We start from the raw sequence: 21,470 nt of genomic DNA on the forward strand, positions 1-21,470 counted from the left end.
CCGGTCGAGTCTAGCAGGCCGCCGTACGGCCTCGCCCCGGGGCCGCCGTGCCGCATCGTCGCGATCCTGCGATCGCCTTCGGCCGGTTCGCACCGCGGCGCCGCGCGATCGACGCCGCGATGCGATGGTGGCCGCCGACCCGGCGCGCGATCGGCACCACCATCGCCTCGCCGCGGCTACGCGACCGCGGCCTAGTACCAATAGGTTATCGGCAACACGGCGCAGCGGCGGTACAACACACCGTCCCCTCGGAGCATCCGATGCAGATCACACCGTCCCCCGCCGCGCCGCCCGTGCGCGTGCCGTGGTATCGCCAGCTGTACGCGCAGGTGATCCTGGCCATCGTACTCGGCGCCGTGCTCGGGCATTTCGCACCCGCCTTCGCCGAATCGCTCAAGCCGCTCGGCGACGCCTTCATCAAGCTGGTCAAGATGATCATCGCGCCGGTGATCTTCCTGACCATCGTCACCGGCATCGCCGGCATGACCCATCTGCGCACGGTCGGGCGCGTATTCGCCAAGGCGATGGCGTACTTCCTGTTCTTCTCGACCCTGGCCCTGGTGGTGGGCATGATCGTCGCGCACGTGGTGCAGCCGGGCGCCGGCATGAACGTCGATCCGGCCGCGCTCGATCCGGGCGCCGTCGAGGACTACGTGCAGCGCTCGCACGAGCTGAGCCTCACCGGCTTCCTGCTGGACGTCATTCCCAAGACCCTGGTCAGCCCGCTGGTCGGCGACAACATCCTGCAGGTGCTGTTCGTCGCGGTGCTGTTCGGCATCTCGCTGGCGCTGACCGGCGAACGCGGCCGGCCGGTGCTGGTCTTCCTGGAAGCCTTGACCGCGCCGGTGTTCCGCCTGGTCCACATCCTGATGCGGGCCGCGCCGATCGGTGCGCTCGGCGCAATCGCCTTCACGATCGGCAAATACGGTCTGGCGGTACTGGTCAATCTCGCCTGGCTGGTCGGCTCGTTCTATCTGACCGCGCTGCTGTTCGTCGTGGTGATCCTCGGCGCGGTCGCGCGCGCCTGCGGCTTCTCGGTGTTCAAACTGATGCGCTATCTGCGCGCCGAGCTGCTTCTGGTGCTCGGCACCTCCTCGTCCGAATCGGCCCTGCCCTCGCTGATGGACAAGATGGAGAAGGCCGGCTGCGCCAAGCCGGTGGTCGGCCTGGTCGTGCCGACCGGCTACTCGTTCAATCTCGACGGCACCAACATCTACATGACCCTGGCCGCCCTGTTCATCGCGCAGGCCACCAATACCGAGCTGAGCCTGGGCCACCAGATCGCCCTGCTGCTGGTCGCGATGCTCAGTTCCAAGGGCGCCGCCGGCGTCACCGGGGCAGGCTTCGTCACGCTGGCGGCGACGCTGGCGGTGGTGCCGGAGGTGCCGGTGGCCGGCATGGCGCTGATCCTCGGCGTCGACCGCTTCATGAGCGAGTGCCGGTCGCTGACCAACTTCGTCGGCAACGCGGTCGCCACCGTCGTGGTCTCGCACTGGGAAGGCGCACTCGATCGGACCAGGCTCGATGCCGCCCTGAACGGCGCGGCGCGCGAGCCCGCGCTGGCCACCGCCGTCGAACCCCGATGAAGCTTCGGCCGCCCCGATGCAGGGCGGCCGCCACACGACCCGCGAGCACGCGGACCAGGGAGGCACCATGCGAGAACCCCACCTACGCCCGCGCCTGAGACTCGGCTGGCTGCTGGCGCTGGCCGGCGCGGCCGGTGCCGCCCCGGCGACGGACGAAGCGCCGCTGACCGTGCCGCTGTGGCCGGTGGGGCATTGGCCGGCGGCGACCCAGGGCCCCGAACGGATCGGCCGGGACGGCAGCGCGCGCGGCGCGGTGTCGAACGTGTCCGAACCGCGCCTGGAGATCTACCGTCCGCAGCGTCCCAACGGCAATGCGGTGGTGATCTTCGGCGGCGGCGGCTATTTCCGCATCCAGATCGGCGGTGCCGCGCGGCCCACCGCGCAATGGCTGCAATCGCTCGGCGTCACCGCGGCGGTCGTCTACTACCGCCTGCCGGCCGACGGCTGGAGTGCGGTCTCGCCGTTCCAGGACGGCCAGCGCGCCGTCCGCCTGGTGCGCGCGCATGCCGCCGAATGGGGCGTGGACCCGGCCAAGGTCGGCGTGATCGGCTTCTCGGCCGGCGCCCATCTGGCCGGCATCCTCGGCACCCGCTACGACGAGGCGCTTTACCCGGCGGTCGATGCCGCCGATGCCGCCTCGGCGCGGCCGGACTATCTGGGCCTGATCTATCCGGTGATCTCGATGAAGCCGCCGCTCGACACCACGCGCTCGCGCCGGGAGCTGGACAGCCAGGCCGATGCGGTCACGGCCTACTCGGTGGAGTCGCATGTCCATGCCGGCATGCCGCCGGTCTTCCTGGCCCAGGCCGTCGACGACGCCACCGTCGACGTCGGCCACAGCGTGGCGATGTACCAGGCCGCGCGCGCCGCCCGCGTACCGGTGGAAATGCACCTGTTCGAAAAAGGTGGGCACAGCTGGGGACTCGGCGAGCCGGGCAGCCTGGTAGGGCAGTGGCCGCGCCTGTTCGCGAACTGGAGCCGCAGCCACGGCTTCCTGGGCGCGCCGCCGCAACGGCTGACGCCGCTGCCCGGAACCGCCGCGACGCCCGCTCCGGCGCCGCCGGCCGCCAGCGACGATGCACTGGACGAAACCGGCGACTGAGCGCGCCCATCGATTCGGAGATATCCGCATGAACCGCTTGTCCCGTACCGCCCTCGCAGCGGCCGTCGTCCTGGGTCTCGGCAGCGGCATCGCCGCAGCCGCCGATACGCAGGACGCCGAGCTGCGCAGCCTGCTGCGCCAGCAGAGCGCGCTGATCGAGCAGCAGGCCGCACAGATCCAGGCGCTCGGCGCGCGTCTGGCGGCGCTGGAGAACGCCGCCGCCGAGGCGGCCGATCCGCCCACCGATCCGGCCCGGGCGCAGGTTGCCGCGGCGATCGCCGATACGCGCCAGGACGATCTGGCGATCCTGCAGGCGCAGGTCGCCCAGCTGGCAGCCAAGGGCGGTGGCGGCGACGGCACCATCAGCTGGCGCCGCGGCGGGCCGGAGCTGCGCAGTGGGGACGGTCGCTTCACGTTCCATCCGCGCGGACGGGTGCTGGTGGACTTCACCAGCACGCACGGCTCCTCGTTCGGACCGCGCAACATCACCGGCACCGACCTGGCCAGCGGGCGCCTGGGCGCAGAGGGCCAGATCGGTCCGCTCGGCTACAAGATCGACGCCGATTTCGCCGGCAATGCGGTGCGGCTCAAGGATACCTACGTGTCCTGGGACACGCGCGTGATCGGGCGGCCGGCCGAGTTCTACTTCGGCAACAAGCTCAAGGACCGCAGCCTCGACGGCGCGACCAGCAGCATGTCCACGCCGTTCATGGAGCGCAACGCGGTCGCGTCGGTCGGCGCGATGCAGAGCGGCTACTACGGCCTCGGCACGACGATGAAGCTGTTCGGCAACAGCTGGCACGCTACCGTGTCGGTGACCGGAGACGACATCGGCAACGCCGACGACGCCAGCGATACGATCGCCTACCTGGCCCGCGCGCATTGGAATCCCGTCAAGGGCAAGGACGGCTTCGTGCATCTGGGCGGCTGGTACTGGCACGAGGAACTGGGCGACGACGTCACCAGCATCAACAAGACCTCCCCGATCGCGCTCGGCTGGAACGGCCAGGTCCGCGTCTCGGCCAGCTCGATCGCCAACGTCACCGGCAATCACGCCGGCGGCCTGGAACTGGGAGGCGTCTATCGCAACTTCTGGGCCTTCGCCGAGCACACGGTGCGCACGATCGATTCGAGCTCGGCCGGATCGATCGACCACAAGGCGACCTCGGCCTACGTCGGCTGGCTGCTGACCGGCGAGAAGCCCGGCTTCAGCAGCCGCTCGGGCGTCTGGGGCACGACCCGGGTGCTGCGTCCGGTCAGCGAAGGCGGCATCGGCGCATTCGAGCTGGCGGCCCGCTACGACAAGTACGACTTCACCGACGCGGCGCGCGGCGGCGAAGGAGAAGCCTGGACGTTCGGCGTCAACTGGTACCTCAACAACTGGTCGCGGCTGATGGTCAACCTCGTGCACTGGAAGACCGACAACCGGGTCGGCAACTATCAGGGGCCCGATTCGGGCAATACGCTCGGTGCGCGCATGCAGGTCGCCTTCTGACGGTGCCGGCCCGGCGCGGCGCGTCGCGGCGCACCCGGATGCGCTGCGGCGCAGCGAGGCCGCGAAAAGCGCTGGCGTATACTGCCGGCGCCGCTGCGGCGGCAACATCGTCGCTCGCGCGGCTGCTCGCGCGATGCCTCGTCGCAAGGCCGGATCCGGCCGTTGGCCGGAGCGGCTGTCTTCTTCAGGAGTACCCCGTATGGCCAAGGTCAAGATGTCCACGCCGCTGCCGGTACCGGCCGATCAGGTCTGGAAGCTGATCGGCGGATTCAATGCGCTGCCCGACTGGCACCCCGCCGTGCAGAAGAGCGAACTGGCCGACGGCGGCCGCGTCCGCCGCCTGCAGCTGCTCGGCGGCGCCAGCCTCGTCGAGCGCATGGAGTCCTTCGACGACAACGATCACGTCTACACCTACTCGATCGAGAAGGGCGCGCTGCCGGTCGCCAACTACAAGTCCACGGTCCGCGTGCGCAAGGAAGAAGGCAAGGACGGCTGCGTAGTCGAATGGTCCGGCGATTTCGTGCCGGCCGGCGTGCCCGAGAACGACGCGGTCGCGACGATGCAGGGCATCTACCAGGCCGGGCTGGACAATCTGCGCAAGCTGTTCAACGTCTGAAGCTCACGTCTGGCGCTTTGGGGGGCGCATGAGCGGATATCCGATACGGTCCCTGCGGGGACCTCGTGCCTGGTCGGCCGGCATCCTGATGCTGCTGGCCGCGGCAGCGAGCGCGAAGGAGATCGAGCCGGGGGCCACGGTCGAACTGCGCGAGGGCCGTGGCCTGGTCGCGATCGCCCTCGACGCAGCGGTGCCGGTCTCGTCGCTGAAGATCGATCGCAAGGACGGCGGCTTCGGCGGCCAGCGCCTGCTGCGCCTGGGTCACGGGCGCAGTCTGCGGCTGCTCGAGCTGCCGGCCGGCGAATACCGCTTCAGCCGCATCGAGATCGGCTTCGACAACCAGCCGTACTGGTACGTCAACCTGCGCAAGGACGGACGGCTGGACTTCAAGGTCGAGCCCGGCGTCATCAGCTACGCCGGCGACCTGGATCTGACCGTCGCCGGCTACGGCGTCTTCCACACGTTCCAGCGCGACCGCCTGGCCCAGCTCGCGATCGAGCTGGACGAGCGCTACCCCGGATTGCGCCAGCGCTGGCCGCTGCGCTGGCAGGGCGCGATGCCCGATCGCTTCGGCGAATTCCTGACCCGCGAACTCGGCGACACGGCCTTGCCGGCGGTCGTCAAGGCTGCCGATGCGGCCACCCTGGCCGAACCGGAAAAGCAGGTCGACGAGCGCCTGCCGGCCCTGGTGCGCGAGCTGTTCGCGGACTGGCAGGTCTCGATGGTCCGGCTGAACCCGACCGGCGACATGCTCGCGATCGCCGAGCAGAAGGACGGCCGCCACACGATCAGCGTGCTCGACGTCGCGACGCTGCAGGCCAGCCTGGTCTACAGCGGCGACTATCCGATCTACCAGATGAGCTGGGCCGCCGATCGCACGCTGCTGATCGGCGTCGACAACCGCGGCCGTACCAGCTACGCGGTGCGGCTGCGCATCGAGACCGGCCGCGCGCCGGCCTTCGACCTGCTGACGTTCCCGTACGACGGCTGGTTCGTCTCGACGATCGGCGAGGACGGGCGCCACGTCGTGTTTGCGCGGCCCGAGTCCGGCGGCGGCGCCGGCCTGTATCGCGTGGCGCTCGACGGCAAGCGCATCGAGCGCAGCCAGTTCGAGCGCAGCCGGCGGCTCGACAAGGGTCTGGAGGGCTGGAGCGACGTCGTGACCGACCGTGCCGGCGTGCCGCGCGCGGTCGTCGCCGGCGACGACGGCGAGTACGTGCTCAAGACCCGGACGAGTGCCGACGGCAGTTGGCAGGTGGTACGCCGATTCTCGACCGAAGACCGCTTCCATCTGCTCCAGCTGGCGCCCGACGGCAGCGGCGTCTACGCGACGACCGACATCGACCGTGCGCAGAACGAGCTGGTGCGCGTGAACCTCGCCGACGGCGCGATCGTCCAGACCGTGCTCGCGCTGCCGGGCGTGGACATTCTCGAAGTCCTGACCACACCCGGCGGCGAACCGGTGGGCGCCGCCTATCTGCAGGATGGACGCCGCCATGTCCACTACTTCGATTCGGCGAACACGACACTGCACGCCGCGCTGGCGCGCGCGCTGCCCGATCGCAGCATCGCCGTCTACGAAACCAGCCGCGACGGCAGCCGCTCCCTGGTCCTGGCCAACGACGAGACCGATCCGGGCACCTACTACCTCTACGACGCCGAGCACAACCGCATCGAGGAATTGCTGGCGCGACTGCCCGCCTTCGCTCATACCCGCCCGGTGCGCTCCTCGCTGCTGCGGCTGAAGGCCTCCGACGGCACGCCGATCGAGGCGTATCTGGGCCTGCCGGAAGGCCAGGGGCCTCACCCGCTGATCGTGATGCCGCACGGCGGCCCGATCGGCGTACGCGACACCCTGCACTACGATCCGGAGGTGCAGCTGATGGTCAACCGCGGCTACGCGGTGCTGCGCGTCAACTTCCGCGGTTCGGGCGGCTTCGGCCGGCAGTTCGAGCAGGCCGGTTACGGGGCGTTCGGCACCCGGATCGAGGACGACGTGATCGCCGCGGTCGACAAGGCGCTGGCCGAGTACCCGCTCGATCCCAAGCGCGTCGCGCTGCGCGGCGCGAGCTACGGCGGCTATTCGACGCTGATGGGCCTGATCCGCTTCCCGGATCGCTATCGCTGCGGCGTGGCGACTGCGGCGGTGACCGACTGGGTGCTGCCGTTCTCGTCGAGCGACTGGTCCGGCAGCCCGGTGGCTCGCGATCTGATGAAGAAGCGGGTCGGCGACCCGAGCACGCAGGTCGACGCGGTCGAGGCGATCTCGCCGGTCTATCGCTACCGCCAGATCGACCGGCCCTTGCTGCTCGCTCACGGTGCGCGCGACCGCCGCGTGACGATCGAGCACGCGCTCAGACTGCGCCTGCTGCTGGCCAAGGCCGGCAAACCGGCGCAGTGGCTGCCGTTCGAGAAAGAAGGCCATGGCATCGCCGATCTCGACAGCCGCGTCCGGCTCGAAGCGGGCGTGGACACGTTCCTGGCGCGCTGCCTGGGAGATGGCGTGGCGGCGCCGGCGAAGCCCCAGGCGACGACGGCACCGTAACGATACGAGTCCCCTGGCGGTTCGGCTGCGCCGGCACGCATCGGCGAACCGGCGGGGCCGGCACGCAGCCCGATCAGGCCGGCTCGTGGTCCTCGCGCAGGCGCGCGACGATCGCATCGAGCGCGCGATCGAACAGCGGCGCCTCCTCGAGGATCACCGCGGTGCCGGCGCGCAGCTCGGCCGCGAGCGCGGTGACGGTCTTGTCGTCGACCTTGAGGCCGCGCCGGTTGACGAACAGGTACTTCGAGCTGATCGGGCTGATCCACGACAGCTTGGCGCGTTCGCGATGGCCGTGCTCGTCGACCAGTTCGAGCCAGGTGCCGGGCCGCAGCGCGCGGGCGCGTTGCAGGTATTCGTCTTCGTGCAGCTCGTCCTCGACGCGATCGGCCTCGATCGTACCGGCACCGAGCAGGATTTCCTCGACCGGACTGCCGGCGAGATCGGCGGCCTGCTCGACCGGCGTCTCGGCCTGTTCGGCCGGCACCGCGGCCGCGCTCAGGCCGGCGCGCTCGACGACGACCTCGCGGACGGTCTTGCGCTCGACCGGCGCGCCGCCCTGCAGCGAGGTGTAGAACTCGGCCAGCGAGCGCATCGTCTCGTTGATCTCGTTGTCGTGCAGGCCGATCGTGCCGAGGCCGTGACGCAGGGCGCGCTCGATCTGCGGCTTGACCTTGTGCAGGCGCTGGCGGTCCGCCTCGGTCTGCTTGGGCAGCGCGCTCCAGACGAACTCGTCGACGAAGCGCAGGCCGTTGCGCCACTCGTCGGACTGCTCGCCGTGACGCAGCAGCGCGACGACCAGGTAGTTGGCCCACGGCCGCGACAGCACCGCATGGATGATCGGCGGCAGCACGCGCTCGTCGATACGCAGCAGGATCTCGCGCGCCGCGGTGCGCCGCGCGTCCTGCAGGCGCTCGCGACCGCGCGCCGCCTCGGCGACGCGCTGCTCGGCCAGGCCGGCACGCTTGCGGCCCTGCTCGAGGAAGGCCTCGAACGATTCGAGCTCGCGCTGGAAGATCGACAGGTCGTCGTCGAAGTCGGTCAGGATCTTCTCGACCGACTGGCGCACGCGGTCGAGCAGCCGGTGATCGGGATCGGCCTCCTCGGACCAGCCGAGGCCGGCCTGTGCCAGCGCGTCGAGCAGACGCCGCGCCGGATGGGCGCGCTGCGCGAACAGGTGGCGGTCCAGGATCGCAACCTTCAGATACGGAATCTGCAGCCGGCTCAGCACCGCCTGCATCTGGGCCGGCAGGTTGCGGTCCTGCAGGATGTACTCGAACAGCATGCCGACCAGGTCGATCGTGTCCTCGTCGGCGCTGGAGACGTGATGGTGTCCGTCGGCCGCGCCGATCCGCTCGACCTGCTCGAGCAGGTCCTGCTTGATCTGCCGGACCGCCTGCGCCGCACCGGCCTGGGCGTGCTGGCGCTGCGCGCCGTGCGGGTTCTGGCTCTGCAGGATCGTCAACGCGCTGAGCAGATCGACCGGGCTCAGCACCGGCGGCGCTGCCAATTCGGGCTCCAGGGCCGCCGGTAGGCCGATGTCGTGCGAGTGTCCGCGCCGGCCGGCCAGCAGCTTGTTGAGCGTCTGGTAGAGCTCGGCCTGCCAGGCCGAGGCCGGGTCGTAGGCGCCGTGCGCCGGTGCGGAGTCGGCGGCGACCGGCTGCGACGCCGCGTCCGATCCATGCGCGGCCGGTGCCGCGTAGCCGCCGGCATGGCCCGGCGCGCGCACCGGCGTCGCGGCGATCTGCGGCAGCACGCCGGCCTGGATCAGCTCGGTATTGACTTCCTCGTAGAGCCCGTCGAGGCCGCTCATGACGTAGCGGTCGAACAGCTTGTAGACGATCAGGCGGACGTGCAGGCCGAGATCGAACTCGCGCGTGGCCTCGCGGAACGCATCGCCGAGCGCGGCCGGACCGATCGGGTTGATCGCGTCGTCGACGTTGCCGCCGCCGGTCAGCACCGACAGGCGCTGGTTGATCTGGAACAGCGCGCGCGACCAGCGGCTGTTGGCCTTGGCGACCATGCCCGACACCGCGAGCGACTGCTCGAGCTCCTGATCGTCGACCAGCGACAGGCTGGCGCCGGCCTGCGGCGCGGCCTCGGGCCGCGCGACGCGCGCGCGGCCCTCGGCGAATTCGTTGAACGTGCGCGTGACCTGCTCCTGGAAGCGGCGCTCGACCAGGTGGCGCTTCTTGCGCACCTCGCGCATGCCGTCGAAGAACTGCGTCTGGGCGGCATTGTTCTCGGCCTTCTCGGCCAGGTCGAACAATGCGTCGTCGATGTTCTCGAACAGCACCCCGACCAGCCCGGCGATGCGCTTGAGCGCGATGCCGCGGACGCGCTTGAGCAGATCGCCCAGGCGATCGCCCGCAGCGCTCTGCACCGCCTGCCGCTGCTGCAGGTCGATGATCTTCTTGCTGTCGTCAGGGCTGACCATGGGCTATGCAGTCCGGTTGGAACCAGTCGGAACGGTCCCCTTTCCGCGGTTCCGACAAGCTTATTCGCGCGCGGTTATTGTTGTGTGAACCACCGCACAAGCCCGGCAGCCGGTGTCGACACTCGACGCTCTGCGTCAGCTTCGGCCATCCGGGCCCGCCGACCGGCGGCGGCGCTCAGGCAACGCCGAGACCGTCGATGCCGGCCGCGGGAATCGCCTGATCGGCCAGCATCACCGGGATGCCGTCCTCGATCCGGTACACGCGGGCCCGGTCCTCGGTGATCAGGGCGGCCTGCAGCGGCGTGCGCCACGGCTGGCCGTCGGCGAGCGTGGCGCTGCCGGCGGCGATCGCCCGGTTGAGCGCGTCGAGTTCGTCGCGCCGCAGCGCTCGCAGCGCGGCCTGGCTGGCCGGGCAGCGCAGCAGGCTCAGTAAGCGTTGATCCATGGATTCCCGATGCCGAAAACGGGCGCTTGCGGCGCCCGGTTGTGCTTACAATAGCCGTTTCGCGCGCATCGTGCGCGAGGACAGCGCAATGACCAAGAACAAGGCCGGGCCGGCACTGATCGGCGTCGTGATGGGATCCCGTTCGGACTGGGACACCCTGCGCCATGCCGTCGAAACGCTCGAGCGGCTCGAGATCGCGCACGAGGTCCGCGTCGTCTCGGCGCATCGCACGCCGGACCTGCTGTTCGCCTACGCCGAACAGGCGGCCGGCCGCGGCCTCAAGGTCGTGATCGCCGGCGCCGGCGGCGCCGCCCATCTGCCCGGCATGCTCGCGGCCAAGACGCGCCTGCCGGTGCTCGGCGTGCCGGTCCAGTCGCATGCGCTCAACGGCATGGATTCGCTGCTGTCGATCGTGCAGATGCCGGCCGGCGTACCGGTCGGCACGCTGGCGATCGGCCGCGCCGGCGCGGTCAACGCGGCGCTGCTCGCCGCTTCGATCCTGGCGCTCGACGACGCCGCACTGGCCGGACGCCTCGATGCGTTTCGGCGCGAACAGACCGACGCCGTGCTCGCCAAGCCGGACCCGCGCGAAGACTGAACATGGCGACGATCGGCATCCTCGGCGGCGGTCAGCTCGCGCGCATGCTCGTCCTGGCCGGCTCACCGCTCGGTGCGCGCTTCCGCGTCGTCGACAGCGCCGCCGACGCCTGCGCCGCACAGATCGCGCCGCTGCTGCAGGCCGACTGGAACGACTTCGCGGCGCTGCAGTCCTTCGCCGCCGAGAGCGACGTCGTCACCTTCGATTTCGAGAACGTGCCGGCCGCGACCGCCGAATGGATGGCCGCGCGCACGCGCGTTTTCCCGAACCCCGCGGCGCTGTCGACCGCCCAGGACCGCCTCGCCGAGAAGACGCTGTTCGGCCGCATCGGTCTGGACACGCCGACGTTCGCCGCGGTCGACAGCCGCGAGGACCTGGAGCGCGCGGCCGCCGCGACCGGACTGCCGGCAGTGCTCAAGACGCGCCGGCTCGGCTACGACGGCAAGGGCCAGTTCGTGCTGCGCGCGCACGGCGATCTCGACGCGGCCTGGCGGGCGCTCGGCGGCGTACCGCTGATCCTCGAGGCGTTCGTGCCGTTCGAGCGCGAGGTCTCGGTGGTCGCGGTGCGATCGCGCAACGGCGAGTTCCGCCACTATCCGCTGACGCGCAACTGGCACGCCTCGGGCATCCTCTCGGCCAGCCTCGCGCCGCTGTGCGGCGACGAAGCGCTCGAAGCGCGCGCGGTCGCGCATGCGCGCCGACTGGCCGAGCACCTCGACTACGTCGGCGTGTTCGCGCTGGAGCTGTTCGTGCACGGCGAGCGTCTGCTCGGCAACGAGATGGCGCCGCGCGTGCACAACTCCGGTCACTGGACGATCGAGGGCACCGCCTGCAGCCAGTTCGAGAATCACGTCCGCGCGATCCTCGGCCTGCCGCTCGGCGACACGCGCGCGCTCGGCCACAGCGTGATGCTGAACTGGATCGGCACCCTGCCCGACGCCGATCCGGTCCTGCGCGAGCCGCGCGCGCACTGGCACGACTACGGCAAGAGTCCGCGCGCCGGCCGCAAGGTCGGCCACGCGACGATCGGCGGCGACGATCCGCACGAGCTGGCCGACCGCCTCGAGCGGATCGGCGCGGCGCTCGATCGCGCCGACCAGGTCGCGCCGGCTGTCGCGGCGCTGCGGACGTACCCTGCCTGACGTCGGGCGGCGTCTCCCGGCGCTGGCCGCGCGACGCGAACCGTTTCATCATCGACGCTGCCGCCGCCGAATGGCGGCCCGTGATCGCCCCAGCCCGGACCTGCCCATGCGTGAAGCGCCCGACGTCATCCTGATCGGTGCCGGCCACAACGGCCTGGTCTGCGCGGCGTATCTCGCCAAGGCCGGGCTCGAGGTGCTGGTGCTCGAGAACCGCGACGTCGTCGGCGGCGCGGCGGTCACCGAGGAATTCCATCCGGGCTTCCGTAATTCGGTCGCTGCCTACACGGTCTCGCTGCTGCAGCCCAAGGTCATCGCCGATCTGGATCTCGCCGCGCACGGCCTGCGCGTCGTGCGGCGCCGGCTCGGCAATTTCCTGCCGCTGCCGGACGGCCGCCATCTGAAGGTCGGCGCCGGCGTCACGCGCGAGGAAGTGGCGAAGTTCTCGCGCCGAGATGCCGAGCGCCTGCCCGAATACGAGCGCCGTCTCGATGCGATGGCCGACGTGCTGCGCGCCCTGGCGCTGGAGCCGCCGCCGAACGTCACCGACGGCGGCTGGTGGAAGGCCCTGCCGGAGCTGCTGCGTGCCGGCCGGCTCGGCCGGCGCCTGCACACGCTCGACGAGACGCTGCGCCAGGAGCTGCTCGATCTGTTCACGATCTCGGCGGCCGAGTATCTGGACCGCTGGTTCGAGAGCGAGCCGATCAAGGCCGTGTTCGGCTTCGACGGCGTCGTCGGCAATTACGCCAGTCCGTACACGCCCGGCAGCGCCTACGTGCTGCTGCACCACGTTTTCGGCGAGGCCGACGGCGTCAAGGGCGCCTGGGGTCATGCGATCGGCGGTATGGGCGCGATCACCCAGGCGATGGCGAAGGCGGCGACCGCCGCCGGCGCCGAGATCCGCACCGGCTGCGGCGTGCGCGAGGTGATCGTCGAGGACGGCCGCGCGGTCGGCGTGGTCACGACGCGCAGCGACGTGCTGCGCGCACGCGCGGTGGTCGCCAACGTCAATCCGAAACTGCTCTACGAACGGCTGATCGCGCCGGACCGGGTGCCGGCGCCGACGCGCGAGCGCATGGCGCACTGGCGCTGCGGATCGGGTACGTTCCGCATCAACGTGGCGCTCGAGCGGCTGCCCGACTTCACGGCCCTGCCGGGCCCCGGCGACCATCTGACCGCCGGCATCATCCTGGCGCCGAGCCTGGCCTACATGGACCGCGCGTATCGCGACGCGCTCGACTACGGCTGGTCGCGCGAGCCGATCGTCGAGATGCTGATTCCGTCCACGCTCGACGACAGCCTGGCGCCGCCGGGCCGCCACGTCGCCAGCCTGTTCTGCCAGCACGTCGCGCCGGTGCTGCCGGACGGACGCTCCTGGGACGATCATCGCGAGGCCGTGGCCGACCGGATGATCGCGACGGTCGACCGCTATGCGCCGGGCTTCGCCGACTCCGTGCTCGGCCGCCAGATCAAGAGTCCGCTCGACCTCGAACGCGATTTCGGCCTGATCGGCGGCGACATCTTCCATGGCGCGCTGTCGCTCAATCAGCTGTTCAGCGCGCGGCCGATGCTCGGCCAGGCCGGCTACCGCGGCGCGCTGCTGGGCCTGTACCTGTGCGGCGCCGGCACGCATCCGGGCGGCGGCGTCACCGGCGCGCCCGGCCACAACGCGGCGCGCGTGATCGCGGCGGACCTGCGCTGAGCGCCGCCCGCACGCACGCTGAACGTGGTGCGCGGCATCGACCGGGACGCGGTTCGACAATCGTATAAACCATTTATACTGATCGGCCGCGCACCGCGCAGCCGATCTGTCCGAGCCGATGAACCTGCCCCGCCGCCGCCACGCCTCGCTGCGTGCGAGCCTCGCCGCCGCCGTGGCCGTCGCGATCGCGCTGCTGACGATGCCGGCACTGCTCGGCGCGCGCATGCTGACGCCGGCAGCCGGCGCGGCGGTCGAGGCCGACGACGCCGGCTACACCGCGACCGATCTCGAATGGATCGACGCGGCGCGCGACCGGCGGATACCGGCGCGGCTGTTCCGGCCCGCTTCGGCGGATCGGAGTGTGCCGGTCGCGCTGATCGTGTTCTCGCCCGGCATCGGCAGCTCGCGCGACGGCTATACGCATCTGGGCCGCTACTGGGCGCGTCACGGCATCGCCAGTCTGCACCTGCAGCACGTCGGCAGCGACCGCTCGCTGTGGCAAGGCGACCCGCTCGGCCTGCTCGCACGGCTGCGCGCCGCGGCCGGACCGGACGAGGCGGTCGCACGCGCCGGCGATCTGCGCTACGCGCTCGACCGCCTGCTGGCGAGCCGATACGGCCCGCGCATCGCGCGCGACGCGATCGTCGCGGCCGGCCACTCCTACGGCGCGAACACGACCCTGCTGGCGATCGGCGCAGCCGTCCCGGGCGTGGAAGGCGCCGTATCGCTGAAAGATCGGCGTATCGGCGCGGCGATCCTGATCTCGGCACCGCCGTTCTACGGCGCGAAGGATTTCGCGCCGATCCTCGCCGGCATCTCGATCCCGACCCTGCACATCACGACGCGCGAGGACGTCATCCGGATTCCAGGCTTCGTGTCGGGTCCGGACGATCGGCTCAAGGTGTTCGACGCGACCGGCGGCACGTTCAAGGCGCTGGCGGTGTATGCGCACGGCAGCCACAACGTCTTCACCGATCGGCGCTACTTCGATACGGCCCAGATCGCCGATCCAGTCAAGGAAGCGACACAGACGCTGTCGACCGCGTTCGTCGACCGGATCCGCAGCGGGCGCAACGAAGCGCTCGACGAATGGGCGCAGGCGCATCGTCCGCTGCTCGAGCGCTACGTGCTCGATCGGCACCTCGTGACGAGCCGCGCGCCGGCGCGTGCCGTCACGGCGGCGGCCGCGGCCGCCGCCGATGCGGTCGCGCTGCACTGAAGCGATCGGACTTGCATCCCCTGGGACCACCGTCGCGCATCGGAGCGCGCGCGCCCGTTCGGCAACGCTGCGTAGCGCCGGCGGATCGAGCCCTGCCCGGTGCGACACGGACCCACGCACACCGGGAGCGCATGGCCGAAGGACCCGCGCCTGCTGCGAATCGCACATCGCCGCGTTGGGCCGAATCGAAGCCAGGACATGTCGCGATCGCATCGACGGCATGTGAGCGATCGCGCATCGCGATAGGCGAGCAGCCGCACCGCACGCGGACGCGTTCACGCCTGCCACCGGAACCGGCTGGACCAGCCGCTGCGCAACGCACATGCAAGCGCTCGAAACATCCGCGATGCCTGCGGTCCGATCGATCACGCCGCCGGGTCAGCGCGGTCGGACAGGGGCTTGGGAAGGAGCGGCGAGGACGGCGTCCTGCATGCGCCGACGGCGCGAACGCGCAGGAGCGGAGGAGAGAAACGAAACGCGCCTCGAAGGGCGCATCGCGATGACTGGCATCGCGTCAAGCGGATGCGGCGACCGTGGCCGCCGCATCCCGGAAAACGGCTTCAGGCCGCGGCGTCCTTGAGCTTCTTGAGCGGACGCACCTTGATCTTGACGCTGGCCGGCTTGGCCGCGAACCACTGCTCTTCCTTGGTGAACGGATTGATGCCCTTGCGCTTGGGCTTGGCCGCCACCTTCACGGCCGTGATCTTGAGCAGACCCGGCAGCGTGAACGAACCGACGCCCTTCTTGCTGACCGAACCGGCGACCGCCGATTCGAGACTGGCGAGCACGGCGCGGACGTCCTTCGGGGCCACGCCGGTCGACTCGGCCAGGTGAGCCACCAGGCCCGACTTGCCGAGGGCTTCCTTGATCGGCTTGGCAGCGGCGGGGGCCTTGGCGGCGGCCGACTTCTGCGGGACGGTCTTCTTCGCGGACTTCTTGATCATCGATGTCGCTCCAGTATCGGGGTTTGGTTGCGGGTCACGGCTTCGGAGTGCGCACTGTAGGACAAGCCAAAGGCGCCGCCAAGCGGATTGCACCACGCTGCGATGCGCCATTCCCCGTGAAAGGCGGCCCGTATCGCCGTTGCACGGCGCCCGCGCCGGGCCGCCGCGCCATCGCGCCCCGGCAGCGGCAGCCGCCGCTCGCGCCATGCAAGCCGGCGCGAGCGGATCCGGGCGCCTGCGCTCAGCGCGCCACGCCGGCCGGAACAGCCGCCGCACCGGCCGGCTGCGGACGCGCCAGCACCGCCTCCAGCAGCCGCCGATCCTGCTCGGCGCCGAGCACGTCGACGGTCGCAGCCAGCGCGCGAAACGCACCGCTGCGGCGGCGCAGGCCGGCGAGCAGCGCCGCGAGCGCGCGTCGGCCGGCGTCGTCGCGTTCGCGCTTGCGCAGCGTCTTGAGCGCGCTCCACTGCATGCGCAGCCGACGCAGACGCCGGCGCCAGCGGTGGCGCCGCTCGGCGTCTGCGCCGGCGCGCCGCGCACGTTCGCCGGCGCGCTCGGCGCGGCGCTGGCTGCGCGCGAGCGCGCGTTCGAGGTCATCGGCGTCGAGCCGCGCCCACGGCAGGCGTTCGACGATCCGGCCGATCCGCGCGACTTCGGCGCGGCGCGCGGCGAAACCCGGATCGCGAGCGCGGACCCGCGCCAGTACCGCCCGGCGCTCGGCCAGCAGCTGCCGCCGCAGCGCCGCGCGGCACCGGCGCTCGTCCTCGTCGCGGGCCTCGCGCAGATGGCGTCCGGCCAGATCGACCAGAACCTGCGCATCGCGCAGATCGGAAAGACCATCGGCCAGATGCGCGAGCGCGGCATCGGCGGTCGCGGCACGTGGCCCCAGGCGCCGGTGCCCGAGCCGCAGGATCGCGCGCAGACGACGGATCGCCTTGCGCGCCTCGTGGACGCCGCGATGCGGCGCGGTGCCGTCGGCCAGTGCCTCGGCGAGTACCGCGAGGTCAGCTGCGGCGAGCGCATACAGCCCCACGCCGAGCCCGGCCGCCGCTTCGTCGCGCACGGCTTTCGCGGCGGCCACGTCCGGCTGCGGCGTGGCACTCGGCACGGACGGAACGGAAACGGCGGGCATCGGCGGTATCGCGGCCTCGATCGCCGACAGGCTAACCGAGCAGCGTGAGAAAACCGTTACGTCCTACATGCCGCGAAAACGGTGCACGAAGGCGGCACTGACCGGCAGTTTCTCGGCGCGTCCCTTGAGCCGCAGCACGGCGCGGCCGAGCTCGTCCTTGCGCAGCCGCTCGATCGCCGCGACGCGCACGACGACGCCGCGATGCACCTGCCAGAACAGGTCCGGGTCGAGCCCGGCCAGCAGATCCTTGAGCGGTGTGCGGATGATCGCCTCGTCGCTGCCGGTGACGACGCGCACGTACTTGTCCTGCGCCTGGAAATAGACCACTTCGTCGATACCGATCATGCGTACGCTGTCGCCGGCGCTGGCGCTGATCCAGCGGATCAGGCGCTCGCCCTGCGGCCGCAGCCGCGCCTCCAGCGCGCCGAGCGGAGCGGCCGCGATCGCATCCGGCCGCGCCAGCCGCGCGCGCAGCCGCTCGACGGTGCGGCGCAGGCGCAAGGGCTGGATCGGCTTGAGCAGATAGTCGGCGGCGCCGGCCTCGAAGGCGCGCACCGCGTACTCGTCGTAGGCCGTCGTGAACACGACCAGGCCGCCGCCGGCGACGACCGCGCGCGCGACGTCGAGCCCGCCGATGCCGGGCATGCGGATGTCGAGGAACGCGATCTGCGGCCGCCGCTCCGCGGCGATCAGCAGCGCCGACGGCCCGTCCTCGCAGGCACCGACGATCTCCAGCTCGGGCCATTCCTCGGCGAGCAGATCGAGCAGCGCCGCACGCTGCGGCGCCTCGTCCTCGGCGATCAGCGCGGTGACCGGCGCGCTCACGGCGCCCCCGCCGGCAGGCGGATCTCGGCCTGCGTGCCGGCGCCGCCGCGGCCGTGCAGCTGCAGGCGCGCCCGCTCGCCGTAGCGCATCGCCAGCTGCTCGCGCACGTTGGCCAGGCCCATGCCGCCGCCGAAGCCCGGCTGCAGACCGGCGCCGTCGTCGCTGACGGTCACGACCAGATCCGCACCTTCGCGCCGCGCCGCCAGCACCACCCGTCCGGGACCGGGCCTGGGTTCGACGCCGTGCTTGACCGCATTCTCGACCAGGGTCAGCAGCAGCAGCGGCGGATAGGCACAGCCGCGCAGCACCGCGTCGGCCTCGACCGCGTAGCTCAGCCGGTCGCCGGTGCGCAGGCGCATCAGCTCCAGGTAGCTGGCGCAGATGTCGAGCTGCTGGCCCAGCGTCGAATGCAGCAGCGCATCCTCGTCGCGCAGACGCGGAATCGTCGCGCGCAGATGATCGACCAGGGCGTCCAGGGTCGCCTCGGCGCGTGCCGGATCGCGGCGGATCAGCGCGCGCACCGAGGCCAGCGTGTTGAACAGGAAGTGCGGCTCCACCTGCGCCTGCAGCAGGCCCAGACGCAGATCGGCGCGCTGCGCCTGCACGCGCGCATCGGCCAGCGCGCGGTCGTTGCGGTGGTCGTGCCAGCGCTGCCGTTCGCCGAAGTACGCGCGCAGCGCGAGACCGCCGCCGAACAGGCCGTAGACGATGATCAGCACCAGCAGGTTGAGCGCGATCGACACCGCACGCTCGACCGCACCCAGATCCGGGATCGGCGGATGGGCCGCCGGGCCGATGGCCGAGGCGATCATCGCGTTGACGCGCGCCGAGGTCACGGCGTCGGCGGCATAACTGGCGACCATGCCGAGCAGCATCGCCACGACGATGCCGCGCCGTTCGGCCACGGCCGACCAGCCGCGATGGCGGACCCAGGTCGCCAGCGCCGGGCCGGTCGTCGCCATCAGGCCGAAGCCGGCGAACTGGTAGAACGCCATCGGCAGCACCAGGCCGTAGTCGCGCGCGGCCAGGCCGATCGCGCCGCCGATCAGCAGCGCGATCGTGCCGATGATCGATGCGAACAGCGCGCTGCGGCCGCGCAGCCACGGCAGGCTGAACACCGGATACTGGCGGTAGCGGCTCCACCTCGCGCCGCCGCCGACCAGGACGTCGGGCGGCAGCGGGCGATCGAGCGGATAGTCGGCGCTCACGCGGCCTCGCTCAGCGCCGCTCGCCGCGCAGCTGCTGGCCGCCCTGCAGCAGCGTCAGCGCATGGACCGCGCCGGCCTCGTCGCGCTCGAAACGGATCTCCGCGGCGACCGCGGCGGCGGTGAATACGTCGCGGTCGACCGCCTCGACCTCGATCGGCGACTGTCCGGTGCCCTGCACGTAGAGCCGGCCCGCCTTCTCGCTGACGGTCAGCGAGAACCCCTGCATCAGCGGATACTCGCCGGCGTAGGCGCGCAGCGCCTCGGCACTCGGCCGCGCGACGGTCCGCGCCGGCGCCGCGTCCAGGCGCACCGCGGCCCGTTCGGCGCCCATCTGCATCCAGGTGAAGCCGTAGCCCTGCGCCGTGCGCTGCGGCCGCAGCACCGCGTCGAAATCCAGCGGATAGAAATCGCCGGCGTCGTCGTGGCCCATCGTGTGGGCGCCCTGGCCGTCCGGCTCGATCACCAGCGCGCCGTCGCGCTGGCTGAGCCGCATCGTCAGCGCCTCGCCGACCCGGTAGCGGCCGACCAGGCCGTCGAGCAGCGCCTGATCCGGTGCGACCGCCTTGCGCGGCTTGCCGAGCGGAAGGCTGGCGTCGACCAGATGCAGGCCGAGGCTGCCGAGCCCGCCGAGCGAATGCCAGGCGGTATCGGACAGGATCACCACGCCGCGCTCGCGGCTGCGGTCGATCGCGACGAACGAGGAGAAGCCGCCGGTGCCGCCCTCGTGGACCAGCACGCGGCGCTCGCCGACCGGCATCAGCATCCAGTTCATGCCCATCGGCGGCGTCTGCGACAGCGGCTGCTGGGTCGCGGCCAGCGCGGCGACGATCGGCGCATCGGCACGGCCGAGTCCGGCTTCTACGTAGCGCACCATGTCTTCCAGCGTCGCGCGCACGCCGCCGACACCGGCGAGATCGACCGGAAACGTCCAGGCCGGCGTCGTGCGGCCGTTCGGCGTATGGCCGGCGGCCGCACGGATGCCGTCGGGCGCGCGTGCGACATAGGCGCCGTCCATGCCGAGCGGCCGCAGCAGACGCGTCGTCAGCAGTGTCTCGTAGTCGCTGCCGGCGCGCCGCGCGACCGCCAGCGACAGCAGCATCGAGGCGAAGTTGGAGTACTCGAAGCGCGTGCCCGGCGCCACGCCCAGCGTGACGTCGCCGAGCGAGTCGAGCAGGTCGCGCTCGCTCAGCTTCGCGTAGGGATCGGCCGGATCGGCCATCTTCATGCGCGACGGCAGTGCCGGCAGGCCCGAGGTATGCGTGACGACGTGGCGCAGCCGGATCGGCTGGCCCTGGAACGCGGGCACCTTCGTTCCTTCGGGCAGGTAGTCGGCCAGCGGATCGTCGAGCGCGGCCTTGCCCTGCGCGATCAGGTCGGCCAGCAGGGCCGCGGTCATCGTCTTGCTGACCGAGCCGATCTCGAACGCGGTCCTGGCGTCGATGCGCGCGGCCTGCGCGGGATCGGCGCAGGCGAAGCTGCGCGCGACGCGATCGCGCTCGATCACCGCCACCGCCATGCAGGCGCCGGTGCGGTCGCCGGCCAGGCGCTGGTCGACCAGCGCGCGCAGCTTCGCATCGTCGCCGGACTGCGCCGGTCCCGCGCCGAACGCGACGGCGGCGGCGATGCCGAGGATTGCCAGGTTCATGATCGACTCCATGGGAGAGGGAGCGTGGATGCTCGCGCAGCCGCAGGCAAGCGGCAGCGCGTTGCGACGGAGCGGCCGGATGCGGCGACGAACGCCGCCGGATGTGGAGCGAACGTCCTCGCACCGGGCGCGGACGGCCCGCCCGGAGCCAGTGGCGGCGCAGCGCGGAACCGGCTAGGCTGCGCATCGGTATAAACCATTTATACCGATAACGGAGACAGCGGCATGGCACAGCGAAAGACCGCCGCGGGCAGCGGCAGGAAACCGGCGGCGCGCAAGCCGGCGGCGGAACGGACGGCGCGCGCGGCGCCGGCGGCACGCGCGTCACGGCCGGCCGCGCCCGCGCCGTCCGCAGCCAGCGAAGGCGAGACCAGGGCCGGCAAGGAGGCCAAGAAGCACAAGCTGGTGCGCGACAGCTTCACGATGCCGCGCGCGGATTTCGAGCTGATCCAGACGCTCAAGGAGCGCGCGCTCGGGTTCAAGCGACCGACCAAGAAGAGCGAGCTGCTGCGTGCCGGCCTGCAGGCGCTGGCGGCGCTCGACGACGCCGCGCTGAACGCAAGGCTGGAGCGGCTGATTCCGCTCAAGCCGGGACGTCCCAAGCAGAAGCCCTGAGGGCTCGGCCGAGCCAACGGCTGGCGTGCCCGTTCGCCGCACACGGTCGTGCGGCCGGGCTTTCGCTCACGGGCACCGCACGAACGGCGGTCGCGCCGTTCCGCATCCGCGATCGGCAGCGCCGGCGGGTCGGCCGCCCTCGAAAAAGCCGAGGCCCGCAGCGGCATACCGCTGCGGGCCTCGACGGGGAACCGCTCCTCGCCTGCCGATCAGGCGGTGC

General features: G+C 71.4%; 17 protein-coding genes. 10 read left to right on the plus strand and 7 right to left on the minus strand.

Annotated features, from left to right (window positions below):
- Positions 1 to 260 precede the first annotated feature (260 nt).
- The 5 genes from VMR06_RS13495 to VMR06_RS13515 all read left to right on the plus strand — a co-directional run bounded on the left by VMR06_RS13495 (position 261) and on the right by VMR06_RS13515 (position 7,344).
- The gene (locus VMR06_RS13495) at positions 261 to 1,586 is read left to right on the plus strand and encodes a dicarboxylate/amino acid:cation symporter (RefSeq protein WP_325377122.1); all 1,326 of its coding nucleotides are present in this window, start codon (positions 261 to 263) and stop codon (positions 1,584 to 1,586) included.
- A 67-nt stretch (positions 1,587 to 1,653) separates the two neighbouring features.
- Positions 1,654 to 2,688 (plus strand): alpha/beta hydrolase, encoded by a 1,035-nt coding sequence (locus VMR06_RS13500; RefSeq protein WP_325377124.1) that lies wholly within the window; start codon positions 1,654 to 1,656, stop codon positions 2,686 to 2,688.
- Between the two features lie 28 nt (positions 2,689 to 2,716).
- Complete coding sequence (locus tag VMR06_RS13505; RefSeq protein WP_325377126.1) at positions 2,717 to 4,183, plus strand: OprO/OprP family phosphate-selective porin; 1,467 nt, start codon at positions 2,717 to 2,719, stop codon at positions 4,181 to 4,183.
- Between the two features lie 199 nt (positions 4,184 to 4,382).
- Positions 4,383 to 4,799, plus strand: a complete 417-nt coding sequence (locus VMR06_RS13510) for an SRPBCC family protein (protein ID WP_325377128.1) — start codon at positions 4,383 to 4,385, stop codon at positions 4,797 to 4,799.
- Positions 4,800 to 4,887: 88 nt separating this feature from the next.
- Positions 4,888 to 7,344 carry a S9 family peptidase gene (locus tag VMR06_RS13515; protein ID WP_325377130.1) on the plus strand — a complete coding sequence of 819 codons (2,457 nt, stop codon included), beginning with the start codon at positions 4,888 to 4,890 and terminating at the stop codon, positions 7,342 to 7,344.
- 73 nt (positions 7,345 to 7,417) lie between these two features.
- On the opposite strand, the gene VMR06_RS13520 is transcribed toward VMR06_RS13515, so the two are convergent.
- The gene (locus VMR06_RS13520; protein ID WP_325377132.1) at positions 7,418 to 9,778 is read right to left on the minus strand and encodes a DUF1631 domain-containing protein; all 2,361 of its coding nucleotides are present in this window, start codon (positions 9,776 to 9,778) and stop codon (positions 7,418 to 7,420) included.
- 175 nt (positions 9,779 to 9,953) lie between these two features.
- Positions 9,954 to 10,223 (minus strand): Trm112 family protein, encoded by a 270-nt coding sequence (locus VMR06_RS13525; RefSeq protein WP_325377134.1) that lies wholly within the window; start codon positions 10,221 to 10,223, stop codon positions 9,954 to 9,956.
- Positions 10,224 to 10,311: 88 nt separating this feature from the next.
- Here VMR06_RS13525 and purE point away from each other — a divergent pair, with 88 nt between their 5' ends.
- The 4 genes from purE (at position 10,312) to VMR06_RS13545 (ending at position 14,881) form a co-directional block, all read left to right on the plus strand.
- Positions 10,312 to 10,821, plus strand: a complete 510-nt coding sequence (purE, locus tag VMR06_RS13530) for a 5-(carboxyamino)imidazole ribonucleotide mutase (RefSeq protein WP_325377135.1) — start codon at positions 10,312 to 10,314, stop codon at positions 10,819 to 10,821.
- A gap of 2 nt (positions 10,822 to 10,823) precedes the next feature.
- Positions 10,824 to 11,963 (plus strand): 5-(carboxyamino)imidazole ribonucleotide synthase, encoded by a 1,140-nt coding sequence (locus VMR06_RS13535; RefSeq protein ID WP_325377137.1) that lies wholly within the window; start codon positions 10,824 to 10,826, stop codon positions 11,961 to 11,963.
- A gap of 106 nt (positions 11,964 to 12,069) precedes the next feature.
- Positions 12,070 to 13,662: an NAD(P)/FAD-dependent oxidoreductase gene (locus VMR06_RS13540; RefSeq protein ID WP_325377139.1), complete on the plus strand. Its 1,593-nt coding sequence runs from the start codon at positions 12,070 to 12,072 to the stop codon at positions 13,660 to 13,662.
- Between the two features lie 118 nt (positions 13,663 to 13,780).
- Entirely contained in the window at positions 13,781 to 14,881 is a 1,101-nt protein-coding gene (locus VMR06_RS13545; RefSeq protein WP_325377141.1) for a hypothetical protein, read from the plus strand.
- Positions 14,882 to 15,441: 560 nt separating this feature from the next.
- Here VMR06_RS13545 and VMR06_RS13550 read toward each other — a convergent pair.
- The 5 genes from VMR06_RS13550 to VMR06_RS13570 form a co-directional block, all read right to left on the minus strand.
- Positions 15,442 to 15,822, minus strand: a complete 381-nt coding sequence (locus VMR06_RS13550; protein ID WP_325377226.1) for an HU family DNA-binding protein — start codon at positions 15,820 to 15,822, stop codon at positions 15,442 to 15,444.
- 244 nt (positions 15,823 to 16,066) lie between these two features.
- Positions 16,067 to 16,957, minus strand: a complete 891-nt coding sequence (locus tag VMR06_RS13555; protein WP_325377143.1) for a CHAD domain-containing protein — start codon at positions 16,955 to 16,957, stop codon at positions 16,067 to 16,069.
- Positions 16,958 to 17,020: 63 nt separating this feature from the next.
- The gene (locus VMR06_RS13560; RefSeq protein WP_325377145.1) at positions 17,021 to 17,782 is read right to left on the minus strand and encodes a LytTR family DNA-binding domain-containing protein; all 762 of its coding nucleotides are present in this window, start codon (positions 17,780 to 17,782) and stop codon (positions 17,021 to 17,023) included.
- Positions 17,779 to 18,990, minus strand: coding sequence for a sensor histidine kinase (locus VMR06_RS13565; RefSeq protein WP_325377147.1), 1,212 nt, complete (start codon positions 18,988 to 18,990; stop codon positions 17,779 to 17,781). Before VMR06_RS13565 ends, VMR06_RS13560 begins: the two co-directional genes overlap by 4 nt.
- A gap of 10 nt (positions 18,991 to 19,000) precedes the next feature.
- A complete protein-coding gene (locus VMR06_RS13570) occupies positions 19,001 to 20,635 on the minus strand; it encodes a serine hydrolase (protein ID WP_325377149.1) in 1,635 nt (544 codons plus the stop codon).
- Between the two features lie 225 nt (positions 20,636 to 20,860).
- Here VMR06_RS13570 and VMR06_RS13575 point away from each other — a divergent pair, with 225 nt between their 5' ends.
- Positions 20,861 to 21,250 carry a hypothetical protein gene (locus tag VMR06_RS13575; RefSeq protein WP_325377151.1) on the plus strand — a complete coding sequence of 130 codons (390 nt, stop codon included), beginning with the start codon at positions 20,861 to 20,863 and terminating at the stop codon, positions 21,248 to 21,250.
- The last annotated feature ends 220 nt before the right edge of the window (positions 21,251 to 21,470 follow it).

The organism is Dokdonella sp. (assembly GCF_035511235.1).
In the GTDB taxonomy this organism is placed as follows: Bacteria; Pseudomonadota; Gammaproteobacteria; order Xanthomonadales; family Rhodanobacteraceae; genus Dokdonella.

Excerpts from the sequence above, each read along its gene's own strand:
- VMR06_RS13495 (WP_325377122.1), top strand. The coding sequence starts at position 261 with ATGCAGATCACACCGTCCCCCGCCGCGCCGCCCGTGCGCGTGCCGTGG.
- VMR06_RS13500 (WP_325377124.1), top strand. The coding sequence starts at position 1,654 with ATGCGAGAACCCCACCTACGCCCGCGCCTGAGACTCGGCTGGCTGCTG.
- VMR06_RS13505 (WP_325377126.1), top strand. The coding sequence starts at position 2,717 with ATGAACCGCTTGTCCCGTACCGCCCTCGCAGCGGCCGTCGTCCTGGGT.
- VMR06_RS13510 (WP_325377128.1), top strand. The coding sequence starts at position 4,383 with ATGGCCAAGGTCAAGATGTCCACGCCGCTGCCGGTACCGGCCGATCAG.
- VMR06_RS13515 (WP_325377130.1), top strand. The coding sequence starts at position 4,888 with ATGCTGCTGGCCGCGGCAGCGAGCGCGAAGGAGATCGAGCCGGGGGCC.
- VMR06_RS13520 (WP_325377132.1), bottom strand. The coding sequence starts at position 9,778 with ATGGTCAGCCCTGACGACAGCAAGAAGATCATCGACCTGCAGCAGCGG.
- VMR06_RS13525 (WP_325377134.1), bottom strand. The coding sequence starts at position 10,223 with ATGGATCAACGCTTACTGAGCCTGCTGCGCTGCCCGGCCAGCCAGGCC.
- purE (WP_325377135.1), top strand. The coding sequence starts at position 10,312 with ATGACCAAGAACAAGGCCGGGCCGGCACTGATCGGCGTCGTGATGGGA.
- VMR06_RS13535 (WP_325377137.1), top strand. The coding sequence starts at position 10,824 with ATGGCGACGATCGGCATCCTCGGCGGCGGTCAGCTCGCGCGCATGCTC.
- VMR06_RS13540 (WP_325377139.1), top strand. The coding sequence starts at position 12,070 with ATGCGTGAAGCGCCCGACGTCATCCTGATCGGTGCCGGCCACAACGGC.
- VMR06_RS13545 (WP_325377141.1), top strand. The coding sequence starts at position 13,781 with ATGAACCTGCCCCGCCGCCGCCACGCCTCGCTGCGTGCGAGCCTCGCC.
- VMR06_RS13555 (WP_325377143.1), bottom strand. The coding sequence starts at position 16,957 with ATGCCCGCCGTTTCCGTTCCGTCCGTGCCGAGTGCCACGCCGCAGCCG.
- VMR06_RS13570 (WP_325377149.1), bottom strand. The coding sequence starts at position 20,635 with ATGAACCTGGCAATCCTCGGCATCGCCGCCGCCGTCGCGTTCGGCGCG.
- VMR06_RS13575 (WP_325377151.1), top strand. The coding sequence starts at position 20,861 with ATGGCACAGCGAAAGACCGCCGCGGGCAGCGGCAGGAAACCGGCGGCG.